The following is a 14,058-nucleotide window of genomic DNA, read 5'->3' as shown; positions in this document are numbered from 1 at the left end:
GTGCTTCTGTCGGGTGGTGCGAGGCTAGGCGCTGGCGCCAGCGGTCGCCTGCGCGCCGGCCAGCAGCGAGGCTTCGTCGGCCACGGTGTTGCGCAGGATGCCCAAGCCGGTGATCTCGACCTCGACCACGTCGCCGTGGTTGATCAGGCCGTCCGGGCCGTAGAACAGGCCCACGCCGCCCGGGGTGCCGGTGACGATCACGTCGCCCGGGTTCAGCTTGGTGAAGCCGGTGACGTAGTTGATCAGGGTCGGGATGTCGAAGACCAGGTTGGCGACGGGGGCCTGCTGGCGCACTTCGCCGTTGACGCGGGTTTCGAGCACTGCGGTGGTGATGTCGCCCAGGTCGGCTGCCGGTACTAGGTAGGGGCCGAAGCCGCCGGTGCCCGGGAAGTTCTTGCCCGGGATCCACTGGCTGGCGGCCTTCTGCCAGTCGCGGACGGAGAAATCGTTGTAGCAGGCGTAGCCGGCGATGTGATCCCAGGCGTCTTCCTTCTCCACGTGGAAGGCTTCCTTGGAGATCACCAGCGCCATTTCGCCTTCGTAGTCGAACTTGGTGGTGGTGGTCGGCTTCACGGCTGGGGCCAGGTGGCCCATCTGCGAATCGGCGAAGCGGGTGAACACGGTGGGCGCGGTCTGCCCGGTCTTGCCCGACTCTTCCTGGTGGGCCAGGTAGTTCACGCCGATGCAGATGATCTTGCCCGGGTTGGTGACCGAGGGCAGGAATTCGATGTCGGCCTCGGCGATGGTCGGTGCGCCGGAAAGATCCAGCTGGGTGCCGAAGATGCCCTTCTCGATGGCGTCGCGGGTGGTTGCCGCGAGGTTCTTGCCCGAGGGGCCCAGGTCGTGGACGGTGCCGTCGATGGACACGCCCCAGGTCTCGGTGCCGTCTGCTGCCTTGAAGGATACGTACTGCATGGTGGTGTTGCCTTTCGAAAAGTGTTTGCGATGCGTTGCGGGTTAGATGAAGGTCTTCAGTTCGGTGACGGTCGGGATGCCGAAAGTGCGGAAGTCCTCGGTGCGGCGGTTGGACCACATGTTCCACCAGTTCTCGTCTTCGCCCCAGATGATCGGGTCGCGCTCGTCGTCGTAGATCTGTTCCAGGTCGGTGTAGAGCTCCACTACGGCGCCGGAGGTCTCCACGTAGTAGGCGGCGATGTTGTGCCCGGCGCCGTGGCGGACCGGGCCCCAGATCAGTTCGCGGCCGGCTGCGCCCAGGCGGTCGCCGAGCTTGGCCAGGTCGCCGATGGACTGGACCTGCCAGGCGTGGTGGTGGAAGGTGCCCTGGCCCTTGATCAGCGCGATGCCGTGGTGATCCGGGTTGCAGCGCATGAAGTAGGCGAAGTCGTCGCCGATGACATCCGAGAGGCGGAAGTCGAAGATGCGGCGCAGGAATTCCATCATTCCCTTCACGTCGCGCGGGTGGAAGTTGATGTGGCCGTAGCGATCCGGACCGAAGGAGAGCAGGCCGCGGTCGTTGTGCTGCATGCCGGTGTACACCTCGAAGATCCAGCCTTCGGGGCCGACGAACGAGAAGCCGTCCTGGACGCCCAAGGATACCGGGGTTTCGGAGACGATTTTGAAGTTCTCGTCGGCCACGCGCTTGCGGATCTCGCGCAGCGCGTCGCCGTTCTGGGCGATCAGGCCCAGCGAGTGGATGCCGTTGACCTCGGACTCGACGTAGGTCAGCTCGTGGTGCACCGAGTTGGCGGCGAGGTAGACCTCGTTGCCGGTGCGTTCGGTGACGCGCAGGCCGAGCAGCTGCGTGGCGTCGAAAATGGATCCTTCGATGTCATTGGTCTGGATGGACACGTGGCCCATTTCCCTGATTAATCCCCAAGCCATGGTGGATCCCTTCTGCTGGCAATAAAAATATTGTGATCTAGATAATTAGATTATTTACTTTAAGTTAGATTGTCCAGTGTTACTGCGAAAGAAATTTGCGCGCCCGTCCGCGCGAACCGGGGTCTGCTGGACGGGCGCGCAAATACTTAGGCCAGCACCTGGCGCTTGGCCGCGAAACGCCGGTCGATCTCGCGTTGGACCAAACCGGATTCGGTGAGCGCGGTCAGCGACTGGACGCCTGGCGCATGCAGCGGCAGGCTCTCTCCGGAGGCGCTGGCGGCGCGTCCGGTGCGGATGAACGCTCCGAGCGCACCGCCAAGCTGGGCGGCCGCGGCGCTGAACGTTTCCTCGGTGATGCCATCGAGCATCGGCGCATCATGCCATGCCTGGCGGTTGCCGAAGAGGAATGGCAACTCGAAGCAGTGCGCCGACCCGGCGTTGGGCAGCGGGGAGCTGAGCTCGAAGCCGAGCAGCTGGACGCTGGCACCCTGCGCAACGGCCTGATCAGCGAATTCCACAGCGTAGAGCTGGATCTGGTGCAGGGTCATGGCCCTGGCCATCAGCTGCTTGGCCGTGGCATCGGGCGCCTCGGCGGCCAGCGCTTCGAACACGCCCTGCGGCTGCGCGAAGTTGCCGGCAATGAAGCCGCGCACCGCATCGACGCTGAACGCCTGCTCCGGAGCCATGCCGATAAAGGCGTTGGCCTCATCGGCGGTGTAGGAGACCAGCACTTCGGACACGTGCAGCCGGGAGGCTGCCTGGCGGGCGTCGAACAGGTCTGCCGGAACCGCGCCGTCGGCACTCGGGTAGAGGCCCAGGCCGCGGCCGGCCCAGGCTGCAGCCAGCGCCCCGCCGGCAGCCAGCAGCTGCTCGGTGCTGGCCTGCTCCAAGGTGGTGCCGTCCAGTGCGCGGGCAATGACCGCATTGCGCTCATCGGCCAGCTGCTGGCTCATGGGCGGCTGGTAGGACAGCGAGCCGAGGTACAGGCGCTTGAACAGGCCGCGTGCCTCATGGAGCTGAGCCAGCACGAAGGCCCAGAAGGCACCGGCGGACTGGCCGGCCAGCGTGGTTTCCCGCGGGTCGCCGCCGAACTGGGCGATGTTGCGCTGTAGCCACAGCAGGGCCAGCAGCAGTTCCTCTACCGGCAGGTTGCCGCCGCCCACAGCCTCGCGATGCGCCAGCAGGCCGACGCGGTAGTTGACCACGACAACCACGCAGTTCTGCTGCTCCGCGAAATTCTGCGCGTCGTACCAGCGCACCGTGCCGGCGCCGGAAACGAAGCCGCCGCCGGGCAGGAAGACCATCACCGGAAGGTCCTTGGCCGCCGCGGGTGCGAACACCGCGAGCTGGAAGGCGTCCTCGCTCTGCGGCAGTTCCTGCAGGGCAGGGCCCAGCAGCCAATCCAGCGAACCGGGGGTCTGCGGGAAGATGGCAGGCTGCGCTTCGACAGGAGACATGACCTCCCTGAGCTTGCCGAAGCGGCCGGCGCTGCGCCGGGCGTATTGGTAGACGCCCATGCCTAGCGGATTTCCGTGTACTGCGACGGGTCCACCGCGCGGGTGATGTTCCAGTACTCGACGATGGGGTAAGGCCAGATCTGCGAGACGCGGCCGAACTTGTTCTTGTACCAGGTATGCACCTCCGGGTGGCCCCAGGCCTTCTGGGCGTTCGCGGCATCAAGATCCGCGACGAACCGATCCAGCACGTCCTGCTTGAGATCCAATGCCTTCAGGTCCTTTTCCAGCACGATGTTCAGCGCATCCAGGATGTAGGTCAGGCCGTACTCGATCATGGAGAACAGCGAGCCATTGACCACGTGGCCGGTATTCGGGCCGGAAACGATGAACAGGTTCGGGAAGCCCGGCACGGTGGCGCCAGCATAGGCGGTGGCGTTGCCGCCCCAGTATTCGTGGAGGTCCTGGCCGTCGCGGCCGGTGATGCGCAGTGGCTCGAGGAATTCGGAGGCCTGGAAGCCGGTGGCGTAGATGATGACATCCAGCTCGTGCATGGTGCCTTCGCCATCGATGATTCCTGCCTCGGTCATTTCGCTCATGCCCGAGGTGACTAGGGTGGTCTGCGGCTTCTTCAGGCTCTCGGCCCATACTCCGTTGTCGCGCAGCATGCGCTTGCCGCCCACGATGTAGTCGGGGGTTACCTTCGCCAGCAGATCCGGGCGGTCTGCGTACTGCTCCTTGAGCATCTCGGTTAGCTGCTGGCGCACGCGCTCGTTGATCGCCGAAACCGAGCCTTCCTTGGTCCAGTTCGGATCCGCGGCGGTGGTGTGCTGGCGGCCCTCGACGCCCAGCCAGTGCTGCCAGAAGCGCAGCCACTGGCCGTACTGCGGCAGGTGCTCCACCAGCCAGGTCACGGATTCGGGCATGTCCTCGTAGTAGAACGGGGTCGGGAGCATCCATGGCGAAGAGCGCTGGAAGACCTTGAGCTCGGCGACCTCATCAACGATCGCCGGAACGATCTGGTAGGCGCTGGCACCGGTGCCGATGACTGCAACCTTCTTGCCCTTCAGCTCGATGCCCGGCTTCCATTCGGCCGAGTGCACGTGGATGCCGGCGAACTTGTCGTGGCCCGGGGTGTCGGGGAACTTCGGGCGGTCCAGCTGGCCTACGGCAGTGAGCACGGCGTTGAAGCGGCGTTCCTGCACCTGGCCGCCGTCCACGACCATGGACAGCACCCAGCGGCCGTCTTCTTCATCCCAGGTCGCCGAGAGGACCTCGGTGCCGACCTGGATGTTCTGCGTGATGCCGGCGCGTTCTGCCACGTCGCGGGTGTACTTGTGGATTTCGGCGCCTTCGGAGAACTGCTGCGGCCAGTCATCGCGCTGCGCGAAGGAGAAGGAATAGGCGTAGTTGGGGGTATCGAGGCGCACGCCTGGATAGGTGTTCTTCCACCAGGTTCCGCCGACTTCGTGGCCCTTCTCGAAGACGGTGTAGTCCAGTCCTGCTTGCTTCAGGCGGTAGGCGGCGGCCATGCCGGCCACGCCCGAGCCGATGACCGCCACGGTGAAGTCGCGGGTCGGTGCTACCTGTTCCTTGGTGAAGGCTGGTGCGCCGCTGACTTCCGGGACCAGCGCCATGTCGTGCTTGAGCATCTCGTGGTAATCGCTGGTGGCCTGGTTGGTGATCCAGTCAAGGATCGTGGTGGCCTGCTCGTCATCCAGGGTGCCCACCGAGGTGATCTTCTCGTCGCGGATCGTGCGCAGCGCCTCGAAGGCCAGCTCGCGGGCTGCCTCCTGCGCTGCGGCATCCATGCCGCCGTGCGGCTGGCCAACGGTGTCAACCGGCGGCTGCGGCGGGCGCAGCTCATCACGCAGGATCGAGTAATCGCCGGTGGCAGCGGCCAGGGCCACCATCAGCGGCGGCAGTTCGGTGCTTGCGACGATCTGTCGCAGCTGCTCGTCGCTTTCGGTGATCGCCGAGTAGTTGTCACGCCAGTACAGGTCATCTACCTGTTTGGTGGTGGCGGTCTCGATCAGTGATTCGCTCATTGGTTACTCCTAGCAAGTCTTTTCGGGCCGTGCGCGGCCAGGGCCGGCAGACGCGTTATGTAACCAGTGTCACCTCCAAGTTATGCATAAGTCAACTAAAAATGTATTCTTTACCGACTTTGGTATGATCTGGGTTATGGCCAAACGCACCGATTCAGAGACGATGTCAAAGCACATCCGTGACACCCTGCGCACCGATATCCTCGATGGGCGCTGGGAGCCTGGTGCCCGGTTGCAGCTCACCCACCTTTCCGAGCACTATGAAACCTCCAGTACGGTCATTCGCGAAGCGTTGACCCGTCTGGTAGGCGACAAGTTGGTGACCCTTCGCCCCAATAAGGGTTTCTTCGTGCCCGAGCTGTCGCTGGCCGAACTGACGGACATCGTGGAGATGCGTTGCGTCAATGAGCAGTTGGCAATCTCGCTGGGCTTCGAGCGCGCGCCATTGGAGTGGGAGAGCGAGCTCATGGCCGCGCACCACACCCTGGAACGTACTCCGCGCCGTTCGGACGAAGACCCGGATAACCACACCCCGGAATGGAATCACGCGCACCAAACCTTCCACGACAAGCTCGTCGAAGCCTGCGGAGTTCCACTGCTGACCGAGATGACCCGAACGCTGTCGGATCTCATCCAGCTCTACGGGCGCTGGGCCGGGCCGGCAACGCGTGATGCCAAACGCGATCTGGACAAGGAGCACCGCGACATCCTGAAGGCGGCTTTGGACCGTGACGCCGAATTGGCAGGGCAATTGTTGCGAGCCCACTACGAAACCACGCTCAGCGCAGTCAAGAATGGCGGCGAGGCGGGCTTGGCCTGCCTGCCGCACGTGAAGCTGCTGAAGTAGCCGGAGCCTGTTGCGCGGCGCAGCCAAGGCAAGATGCGGCCCGCCGTCATTCTCGGAAGCTCGGTTCCAGAGGCCGGGACCGAGAGTGCCGTGTGGGAATGCGCCTATTCAAGAAAGCGGTATGCAAGGAATCGATGGCTTGGAGCGCCTGGCCTTCGCCCGTTCCGATGTTTTCTTCGACCCAAGTGAAGTAGCGGTGGGCTTCTTCCAGGATTCCCGGAATGAAATCGCTGGGATCAACACGGTTCTTCTGCTGGCTCACGGTGAATAGCGTCGACCGTTCCTCCACCTCCAGCCGCAGCGGTACTGGCTGGCCTGGAAACAGCCGTTCAGCTGATCCCTTGTGCAGATACTCCTCGACAAGTTCAATCAACTCGAACCAGATTCCGGTCACTTCATCCCACAGCTCGCCTGGAATTAATTCGATCCCGTGGTACGACAGCGAAAGGAAACCTTCACTGCCGTAAGGGTTTCTCTTCAGTCGATCCCGCCATATGCTGGCGGCGCGTCCAGGCTCCTGGAACATGCTGACCAAGTAGTTTTCGGGATGCGCGACGAAATCGTCTAGGTCCGTCACTGTGTGCTGAACCAAGATATACGGTTCGCTCTGTACGGCTTGTTCTTTCATCTCACCTTGATTCTTGCCGAGGGGCGAAATGGATGGCTCGACCCTGTCGGTGAGCCTCTGGTTCCTGGCATCGCGCCAGCTGCCCCAAGCTGCAGTCGCTTGCTTGCCCCGCCGGTTTTCAGTGTACTTCGGTTCCGTTTAATAGCGGCACGCAGTGGATTTCGAGCATTGCTGGCGCTCAGGCTTGACGAGCTGCCAACTTGTTGTCCCCAACGACTCCAAGTGCCCTCCTGCGCGGCTCTGCAGCCTAATTGCCGCATCTGCGATAGAGGGGCGAACTATTTTTGAAGAATTTTCTTCAATTTTCGATCAGACGCCGATGCGCGCCTGGCATCGTCTTCATGGCGTGAGAGCGCCATTGAAACCTTCTAGGGAAACTCTACTTGATCTCAAGTTATGCATTGTTCGACAAATAAATAGACGATTTTCCCATGGCTATTTCCCTGAATAACAGCCTTGCCCAAAGGGGCCTTTCCCGTTGACTTGGACCCTTTCTTGCGAGACAAAATCATTCCGAGGGCTAGCCTTATGTGACGCAAGACTCTAGAATCGTGGTTCTAGAAGTAATGATCTAGATCACGTTTTGTTGAATTCGCGGAGCTAGGGCGCTCCGAAGTATCCGAGGGAATCTGAAAATGACACTTGCAGTTGCTGCCATGTCCCACGCGCCATCGTTTGGAAATGTCGATCCAGGCGGGACGACCTTTGCCGAGATCAATGAAGCCATCGAAGACGTTCGCAAATTCGTCGAAGATTTCGCTCCAGACATCACCATCGCCTTGGGTCCGGACCATTTCAATGGCGTGATGTACGAAATGATGCCGCCGTTCTGCGTTGGCGCGCAGGCTAGCGGCGTTGGCGACTGGGGAACTGCGGCCGGTCCACTGCCGGTGGATGGAGACACCGCCCGTGAACTGCATAAATTGATCCTTGAAGATGGAATCGACATTGCCCGTTCCGAGAATCTCCAGGTGGATCACGGTGTGCTCCAGCCACTCGAGTTCGTCTTCGGCCACGGGTTCACCAACCCATTTGTCCCGATCTTCGTGAATTCCGTAGGCCTCCCGCTCACCCCGATGAGCCGGGTTCGATTGCTCGGCGAAGCACTGGGGCGCGCGGCGCAGAAGCTGGACAAGAAGGTGCTGGTCTTCGCGTCCGGCGGCCTGTCCCACAATCCGCCGATCCCCGTATGGGACGACGCTCCTGACGAAGTGCGCCAGCGCTTGATCGAGGCCACCATGACCCCAGAGCAGCGCGAGATCAAGGAATCAACGATGCTTGCCAATATCCGCAAGTTCGCTGAAGGCAAGGCCAGCACCCAGCCGCTGAACGAAGCCTGGGATAACGAAGTGCTCGACGTGCTGCGCAGCGGAGATCTGTCGGTGGTAGACCAGTGGACCAACGAATGGTTCGGAGCAGAAGGCGGCAGCGGCGCGCATGAAGTCCGTACCTGGATCGCGGCCTTCGCTGCGCTGTCCGCCCATGGCAGCTACTCCATGGCAGTAGACAAGTACTGGCCGGTGGAAACGTGGGGCGCCGGTTTCGGCGTCGTTGCAGCAATCGCGGATGGTGCCAAATGAACACTGGCATGACCACCATGTGGCAGGCCATCGGCGATGTCCCGCACACCTTGGAATACAAGCAAATTGGCCAATGGAACACCCGGATCCTGACCGTCGGATCCGGTGAAGAAACCATCGTGCTGTTGGCCGGAACCAGTGGTCACCTCGAAGCCTTCACCCACAACATCCGCGCACTGGCCGAGAACTACCGCGTCGTAGCCTACGACTACCCAGGACACGGCTTCTCGACGTTGGCGACAGCCGATCTGGAAATCAGCGACTATGAAGAGCACCTTATCGGTTTGCTCGATGCTCTCGGCCTGGAGCGTGCACACCTGTGCGGTGAGTCGTTGGGCGGCTGGATTGCACTGAAGTTTGCACAGAAGCATGCAGATCGCGTGCACACCTTGATTCTCAGCGCACCGGGGGGCCGCATCGTAGGTAAACCAGCCATGAGCAAAGGACGCTCGGTCACCCGCGACGCCGTCGACAACCCAACATTCGAAAACGTCAAGGCTCGCTTGCAGGTCGTCATCCACAACGAAGACCTGATCTCCGACGAGCTGGTTCGGATGCGGCAGGCTGTCTACTCACGTGAAGGATTCAGCCAGTCCATCGGACACATTCTGGTGCTGCAGAATTCTGAGATCCGCTTCCGGAACCGGGTGACCGAAGAAGACTATGCGGCGGCCAAAGTCCCGACATTGCTGGTCTGGACCGACCACGAGCCAACTGGCGGTGTGGATACGGGCCACGAGCTCGCATCGCACCTGCCCGACGGCGAACTGCTCGTCATCGAAAATGCGGCGCACTGGCCGCAGTGGGAAGACCCGAAGAAATTCAACGAACGAGCCATCGATTTTCTTTCAAGGAAGGGCTGAACATGTCGGCAACTATCCAGAAGCTCGCGGATGCCCTGTATGAGGCGCGCACCAATCTCACCTCCATCGACTTCATCCGCCATCAGCTTGAGGAAGGCGACCTGGATTCCGCCTACGCGATCTCGGAGCTGAACACCAAGCGCCGCGAAGAAGAATTCAATCTTCGCAGGGTGGGCCGCAAAGTAGGGCTGACCAACCCGATGGTGCAGAAGAAAGCAGGTGTAGACCAGCCGGACTATGGAATCGTGCTCGATGACATGGTCTTCGAAAGCCCGGTGGACCGCCCGCGCTCGGCATTCATCCGCCCGAAGATCGAAGCCGAACTCGCCTTCGTGCTCAAGAACGACATCCTTGAAGCGGACATGGACAGCATCAGGGCAGCTATCGACTACGTGGTCCCGGCGATGGAACTAGTCGACTGCCGATACCACAACTACAAGATGAGCATCCTGGATACCGTGGCCGACAACGCCGCCTGCGAAGGCCTGGTGGTGGGAGGAGCCCGGAAGAAGCTCGACGAAGTCGATCTGGACGAGGTGGAGATGGTGCTCTATCGCGGTGATGAGGAAGTCACCCGCGGCGTGGGACGCAACGTCCTGCAGGGACCAATCAACGCCGTCCAATGGCTGGCAGAGACCTCGATCCGCACCGGCAAGCCGCTGCGCGCAGGCGAGATCCTGCTGTCCGGATCGATCGGCATGATCGTCGACTGGGACGAGGACGTCACCTACACCGCCAAGTACTCGCACGGTTTCGGCGAAGTCTCCGCGACCCTGATCAGCAAGGAAAACAGCAATGACTGAACTGACCACAGATATCCGCAACGAAATCCTGGCGTTGGTCTCTGAATTCCACTGGCTCCTGGACCACGGCCACGCCGACAAGCTGCATGAGCTGTACGCCGAAGACGGACGTTCGGTCGGCCCCATGGGCGTGATGGAAGGCCGCGAAGCGATCAAGGCATGGGGCGAACGCCGCAGCAAGATCAACGCTGGAATCGTGCGCCACTTCTCCGGCGGCACCCGCGTCTACGTCGAGGACGGTGTCGTCAAGAGCACCACCTACTACATGACCTTCCGCGACAGCCAGCCAGATCCACTGCATCCGGCAAGTGTTGGCGAATTCCAAGAGGAGTACACCAACGTTGATGGCAAGTGGCTGATCCAGCGCCGCGAGATCGTCCCGGTATTCGGAGCGGAAAACGCCGCAAAGCATGCGGCGAAGATTGCCGCAGGTTCAGAAAAATGAGCAGCGAACCAGACAACGCACCGGTACTGCTGCACATTGCGCTCCCTTCAATGGCGGTAGTCGAAAGCGCGCTGAACGCCGGCTACGACGGCGTCATGATCGATCTGCAGCACGGAGAGATCGGGCTCGACCAAGCGTGCAGCATGCTGCGTGCAATCCCTCGCGGCAACCAGTGGGTCTACGCGCGTGTGGCCAGCATCGACTCCGGAGTAATTGGCCGCCTGCTCGACAGCGGAGCACGCGGCATCGTGGCACCCAGCGTGGAAACCGTGGAACAGGCCCGTGCACTGGTGCAAGCGGTGAAGTACCCGCCGTTGGGCGGCCGCAGCCTTGGCCCGACGCGCCCGAACCTTTATCAGGGAGCGGACTACTGCCAAGCAGGCAACGAAGCGGTATCGGCCATCGTGCAGATTGAATCGGCCGCCGGCGTGGAAGCGGCCGCGCAGATCGCTGCGGTGCCGGGACTCGACTCGCTGTACATCGGACCCTCCGATATGGCCGTGACCTACGGACTGCCCGGACGGGCGGACTGGGAAGAGGGCCCGGTGGCGGAGGCTGTCGAGCAATTGGCGGCGATCACGCAAGAGCAGGGCATCGGCTTGGGACTGTACTGCAGCGACCCGGCCTTTGCCGCGGCTGCCATGCGCAGCCATTCCCTGGCCTACGCAGGACTGGGCATCGACCTTTTATACGTTGGAAAACAAGCACGGGTTTCACTCGCGGCATTGGAGGAAAAGGCATGAGCGAGCAAACTGAAATCCTGATCATCGGCGCCGGTCCCACCGGCCTGACCTTGGCGAATCTGCTGGGCAAGCTGGGGGTCAAGACCATCCTGATCGAGGCCCGTGAGCAGCTGATCGACTACCCTCGGGCCGTGGGCATCGACGACGAGTCGCTGCGGGCCATGCAGACATTGGGCCTAGTTGACCAAGTGCTGGTGCACACCGTTCCGGACCAGCAGGTTCGCATCGTCAACGGGTCGGGCAAGGTCATCGCGAACATCAATCCGACCACCCGGGAATTCGGCTGGCCTCGCCGAAACGGTTTCGTGCAGCCGCTGGTTGACCAGGTGCTGCTCGAAGGCATCAGCCGCTACCAGTGCGTCGACGTCCGCTTTGGAGCGGAAGCCACCGACTTGGTCCAAGATGCCCAGGGCGTCACCGTCACCATCGGGGATGCCGGGCAAGAACGCACCATCCGCGCAGACTACGTAGTCGGTTGCGAGGGCGGTGCATCGTTCACCCGCAAGAAGCTGGGCATTGGCTTCCCCGGGACCACCCGTGCGCAGCGCGGCGTGGTGATCGACGTTGCCAATGATCCGCTGGGCACCCCGCACGCGGTGTTCGGCGGCGATCCATCTCGCGCCTACGCAACATTGAGCTTGCCGCATGGCATCCGCCGCTGGGAGTTCTCGCTGATGGAAGACGAGAGCGATGAACTCGTCGACAGCGACGAGTTCTTGGACAAGCTGCTCAAGGACCATGTGGACGATCCAGCAAGCCTGGACATCATCCGGCGCCGCGTCTACGCGCACCATGCTCGTGTTGCCGAAAGCTTCCGCAAGGATCGTGTGCTGCTGGCCGGCGACGCCGCTCATGTCATGCCGGTCGTCGCAGGCCAGGGATGGAATTCCTGCATTCGCGATGCGATGAACCTGGGCTGGAAGCTGCATGCTGTCACCCGCGGCTTGGCCACCGATCAGCTGCTGGACACCTATGCGGATGAGCGGCGTGACCATGTCAAAGCCATGGTTGACCTGTCGGTGGGCATGTCCAAGGTGGTCACCAATCGCAGCAAGATCACCTCGGCGGTGCGCGATGCCACGGCAGCGGTGATCGACCATCTGCCAAAACTCAAATCCTACGTATCGGGTCAGGGCTTCAAGCCGATGCCCAAGTACACGCGGGGGGTAGTGGTGCACGATACCTCGCAGGACTCCAAGGCGGTCCCCGTGGAAGAAGGTGCGAAGTCGAGTACCGGGATGCTCTTCCCGCAGCCCAAGGTGATCGACGGCGAATGCGGCGAGGTCCTGCTGGATGACGCTACCGATCTCGGCTGGCGAATCTACGCATGGAACAACGATCCATCGAACTTCCTGAGCGAACAGAGCCGTCGCCGCTTCGAGGCCTTGGGGGCGAGCCTGGTGCAGGTAGTTCCGAGCGTCCAGCTTCCTTGGGCGCAGCAGAATGCCATGCCGGGAGTCCAGGTCGTGGGCGACCCCGCAGGTGTCTTGAAGCAATGGTTCCATCAGCACCCAGTCTCTGCAGTGGTGGTCCGCCCGGATCACGTGGTCGCCGCTGAATGCCTCATTCAGAACTTGGATCAGACTCTGAATCGTGTTCTCGACAAAGCCAGCATTGCTCCAGCTGGAAGGAACGAAAGCAACACCATCGCTGAAGCGCAGGCCGCAGAAATCCAACCGGCCCGCTAGGACGCGGACACACCGCACGACACCGCCGTATTCCGGTGCCGAATTCCTTTTCGTTGACCAACCACGGCTCACCCCATCCACGAAAGAAAGAACTCTCATGAACACCAAAACCACTCGCAAACTGTCCGCTCTCGGGTTGATCGCAGCGCTTAGCCTCACCGGTTGCGCGCAGGGCTCCATCTCCGGTGGCGCTGATACGGGATCGGACTCAAACGCCGGCAGCGGCCTTGCCAAGGCGACCATCGGTCTGTTCCCGTCCTCCGCAGTTGGCGCTATCCAGCTGGGCATCAACAAGGGCTATTTCGAAGAGGAAGGCATCGATCTTGAAATGCTGCTCGGTCAGGGCAGCGCGGCTCAGCTTCCGTCGCTGACCTCTGGAAGCCTGGAATTCATGCTGGCGAGCCCCACCACACCTCTGGTGGCCACCACCAAGGGCCTTGATGTGAAGATCGTTTCGGGCTATGCCAAGAACCGTCCGGACATCATCGAGGATTCCGTTGCAGTATTGGTCGGTCCGAAGTCAGACATCAAGCGCGCTAAGGACCTCGAGGGCAAGACCGTGTCCATCAACGCGCTGGGAAGCATCGGGGACATCGGCATTCGCGAGGCGATTTCGCTGGACGGAGGCGACCCGAGCAAGGTGAACTTCGTGCAGTTGGGCTTGAACGAAGTCGCCGCGCAGCTGGAAAGCGGCCAGATTGACGCCGGCATGGCCGGCCCTCCGTTCCTGCAGCAAATTGTTGCAGACGGAGGCGTCGTCATCAGCGACTTCATCAAGGAATCGAAGCTTGGCGGAGCGGAATTGGTGATCGTCTCCAGTGGCGCTCTGACCGAGGAAGACCCGGAGCTGGTTGACGGCTTCACTGCTGCACTGGATAAGACATTGACCTACGCCGAAGCGCATCAGGACGAAGTCCGGGCGCTGCTGCCGGAAGTCCTGGGCACCTCGGAGGCTGCCGCTGAGAAGACCGACTTCATCGAATGGCACGCGGATCTGGACAAAGACGCATTGAACCAGTTCGCCGATCTGATGAAGGAATACGGACTCGTGGAAGAACGTCCGGACATCGACCAGACGGTATGGAGCAAGTAGCTTCAGCGCCTGGCGATTGAGCCA

The 14,058-nt window shown here is 61.8% G+C and carries 13 protein-coding genes; 8 read left to right on the top strand and 5 right to left on the bottom strand.

All coding sequences use genetic code 11. The features are described 5' to 3' along the window. Nucleotides 1–24 precede the first annotated feature (24 nt). The 4 genes from JQN66_RS16390 to JQN66_RS16375 all read right to left on the bottom strand — a co-directional run bounded on the left by JQN66_RS16390 (nt 25) and on the right by JQN66_RS16375 (nt 5,344). The gene (locus tag JQN66_RS16390) at nt 25–915 is read right to left on the bottom strand and encodes a fumarylacetoacetate hydrolase family protein (RefSeq protein WP_204675968.1); all 891 of its coding nucleotides are present in this window, start codon (nt 913–915) and stop codon (nt 25–27) included. Between the two features lie 42 nt (nt 916–957). Then, entirely contained in the window at nt 958–1,842 is an 885-nt protein-coding gene (locus tag JQN66_RS16385) for a VOC family protein (protein ID WP_204675967.1), read from the bottom strand. Between the two features lie 146 nt (nt 1,843–1,988). Beyond that, nucleotides 1,989–3,359 carry a carboxylesterase family protein gene (locus tag JQN66_RS16380; RefSeq protein ID WP_204675966.1) on the bottom strand — a complete coding sequence of 457 codons (1,371 nt, stop codon included), beginning with the start codon at nt 3,357–3,359 and terminating at the stop codon, nt 1,989–1,991. Between the two features lie 2 nt (nt 3,360–3,361). After that, nucleotides 3,362–5,344, bottom strand: coding sequence for a flavin-containing monooxygenase (locus JQN66_RS16375; protein ID WP_204675965.1), 1,983 nt, complete (start codon nt 5,342–5,344; stop codon nt 3,362–3,364). 136 nt (nt 5,345–5,480) lie between these two features. On the opposite strand from JQN66_RS16375, the gene JQN66_RS16370 reads away from it, so the two are divergent. Further along, nucleotides 5,481–6,191, top strand: coding sequence for a GntR family transcriptional regulator (locus JQN66_RS16370; protein ID WP_204675964.1), 711 nt, complete (start codon nt 5,481–5,483; stop codon nt 6,189–6,191). Between the two features lie 46 nt (nt 6,192–6,237). Here JQN66_RS16370 and JQN66_RS16365 read toward each other — a convergent pair whose 3' ends face one another. Beyond that, complete coding sequence (locus tag JQN66_RS16365) at nt 6,238–6,819, bottom strand: hypothetical protein (RefSeq protein WP_204675963.1); 582 nt, start codon at nt 6,817–6,819, stop codon at nt 6,238–6,240. Between the two features lie 656 nt (nt 6,820–7,475). On the opposite strand from JQN66_RS16365, the gene JQN66_RS16360 reads away from it, so the two are divergent. The 7 genes from JQN66_RS16360 (at nt 7,476) to JQN66_RS16330 (ending at nt 14,034) form a co-directional block, all read left to right on the top strand. After that, the gene (locus JQN66_RS16360; RefSeq protein ID WP_204675962.1) at nt 7,476–8,399 is read left to right on the top strand and encodes a 3-carboxyethylcatechol 2,3-dioxygenase; all 924 of its coding nucleotides are present in this window, start codon (nt 7,476–7,478) and stop codon (nt 8,397–8,399) included. An 8-nt stretch (nt 8,400–8,407) separates the two neighbouring features. After that, nucleotides 8,408–9,262, top strand: coding sequence for an alpha/beta fold hydrolase (locus tag JQN66_RS16355; RefSeq protein ID WP_204675961.1), 855 nt, complete (start codon nt 8,408–8,410; stop codon nt 9,260–9,262). Between the two features lie 2 nt (nt 9,263–9,264). Then, complete coding sequence (locus tag JQN66_RS16350) at nt 9,265–10,065, top strand: 2-keto-4-pentenoate hydratase (protein WP_204675960.1); 801 nt, start codon at nt 9,265–9,267, stop codon at nt 10,063–10,065. After that, nucleotides 10,058–10,510 carry a nuclear transport factor 2 family protein gene (locus tag JQN66_RS16345; protein ID WP_149597538.1) on the top strand — a complete coding sequence of 151 codons (453 nt, stop codon included), beginning with the start codon at nt 10,058–10,060 and terminating at the stop codon, nt 10,508–10,510. The genes JQN66_RS16350 and JQN66_RS16345 overlap by 8 nt, the downstream gene beginning before the upstream one ends. Then, nucleotides 10,507–11,253: an HpcH/HpaI aldolase family protein gene (locus tag JQN66_RS16340; RefSeq protein ID WP_204675959.1), complete on the top strand. Its 747-nt coding sequence runs from the start codon at nt 10,507–10,509 to the stop codon at nt 11,251–11,253. The genes JQN66_RS16345 and JQN66_RS16340 overlap by 4 nt, the downstream gene beginning before the upstream one ends. Continuing rightward, nucleotides 11,250–12,941 (top strand): bifunctional 3-(3-hydroxy-phenyl)propionate/3-hydroxycinnamic acid hydroxylase, encoded by a 1,692-nt coding sequence (locus tag JQN66_RS16335; RefSeq protein WP_204675958.1) that lies wholly within the window; start codon nt 11,250–11,252, stop codon nt 12,939–12,941. The genes JQN66_RS16340 and JQN66_RS16335 overlap by 4 nt, the downstream gene beginning before the upstream one ends. Before the next feature lie 97 nt (nt 12,942–13,038). Further along, entirely contained in the window at nt 13,039–14,034 is a 996-nt protein-coding gene (locus JQN66_RS16330; protein ID WP_204675957.1) for an ABC transporter substrate-binding protein, read from the top strand. Nucleotides 14,035–14,058 lie beyond the last annotated feature (24 nt).

The organism is Glutamicibacter protophormiae, assembly GCF_016894325.1.
In the GTDB taxonomy this organism is placed as follows: domain Bacteria; phylum Actinomycetota; class Actinomycetes; order Actinomycetales; family Micrococcaceae; genus Glutamicibacter; species Glutamicibacter protophormiae.
This window is presented reverse-complemented; position numbering and strand designations above follow the sequence as displayed.

What these genes read in the sequence shown, in the direction of transcription:
- JQN66_RS16385 (WP_204675967.1), bottom strand. Translation starts at nt 1,842, where the DNA reads ATGGCTTGGGGATTAATCAGGGAAATGGGCCACGTGTCCATCCAGACC.
- JQN66_RS16390 (WP_204675968.1), bottom strand. Translation starts at nt 915, where the DNA reads ATGCAGTACGTATCCTTCAAGGCAGCAGACGGCACCGAGACCTGGGGC.
- JQN66_RS16330 (WP_204675957.1), top strand. Translation starts at nt 13,039, where the DNA reads ATGAACACCAAAACCACTCGCAAACTGTCCGCTCTCGGGTTGATCGCA.
- JQN66_RS16370 (WP_204675964.1), top strand. Translation starts at nt 5,481, where the DNA reads ATGGCCAAACGCACCGATTCAGAGACGATGTCAAAGCACATCCGTGAC.
- JQN66_RS16355 (WP_204675961.1), top strand. Translation starts at nt 8,408, where the DNA reads ATGACCACCATGTGGCAGGCCATCGGCGATGTCCCGCACACCTTGGAA.
- JQN66_RS16380 (WP_204675966.1), bottom strand. Translation starts at nt 3,359, where the DNA reads ATGGGCGTCTACCAATACGCCCGGCGCAGCGCCGGCCGCTTCGGCAAG.
- JQN66_RS16335 (WP_204675958.1), top strand. Translation starts at nt 11,250, where the DNA reads ATGAGCGAGCAAACTGAAATCCTGATCATCGGCGCCGGTCCCACCGGC.
- JQN66_RS16360 (WP_204675962.1), top strand. Translation starts at nt 7,476, where the DNA reads ATGTCCCACGCGCCATCGTTTGGAAATGTCGATCCAGGCGGGACGACC.
- JQN66_RS16375 (WP_204675965.1), bottom strand. Translation starts at nt 5,344, where the DNA reads ATGAGCGAATCACTGATCGAGACCGCCACCACCAAACAGGTAGATGAC.
- JQN66_RS16340 (WP_204675959.1), top strand. Translation starts at nt 10,507, where the DNA reads ATGAGCAGCGAACCAGACAACGCACCGGTACTGCTGCACATTGCGCTC.
- JQN66_RS16350 (WP_204675960.1), top strand. Translation starts at nt 9,265, where the DNA reads ATGTCGGCAACTATCCAGAAGCTCGCGGATGCCCTGTATGAGGCGCGC.
- JQN66_RS16365 (WP_204675963.1), bottom strand. Translation starts at nt 6,819, where the DNA reads ATGAAAGAACAAGCCGTACAGAGCGAACCGTATATCTTGGTTCAGCAC.
- JQN66_RS16345 (WP_149597538.1), top strand. Translation starts at nt 10,058, where the DNA reads ATGACTGAACTGACCACAGATATCCGCAACGAAATCCTGGCGTTGGTC.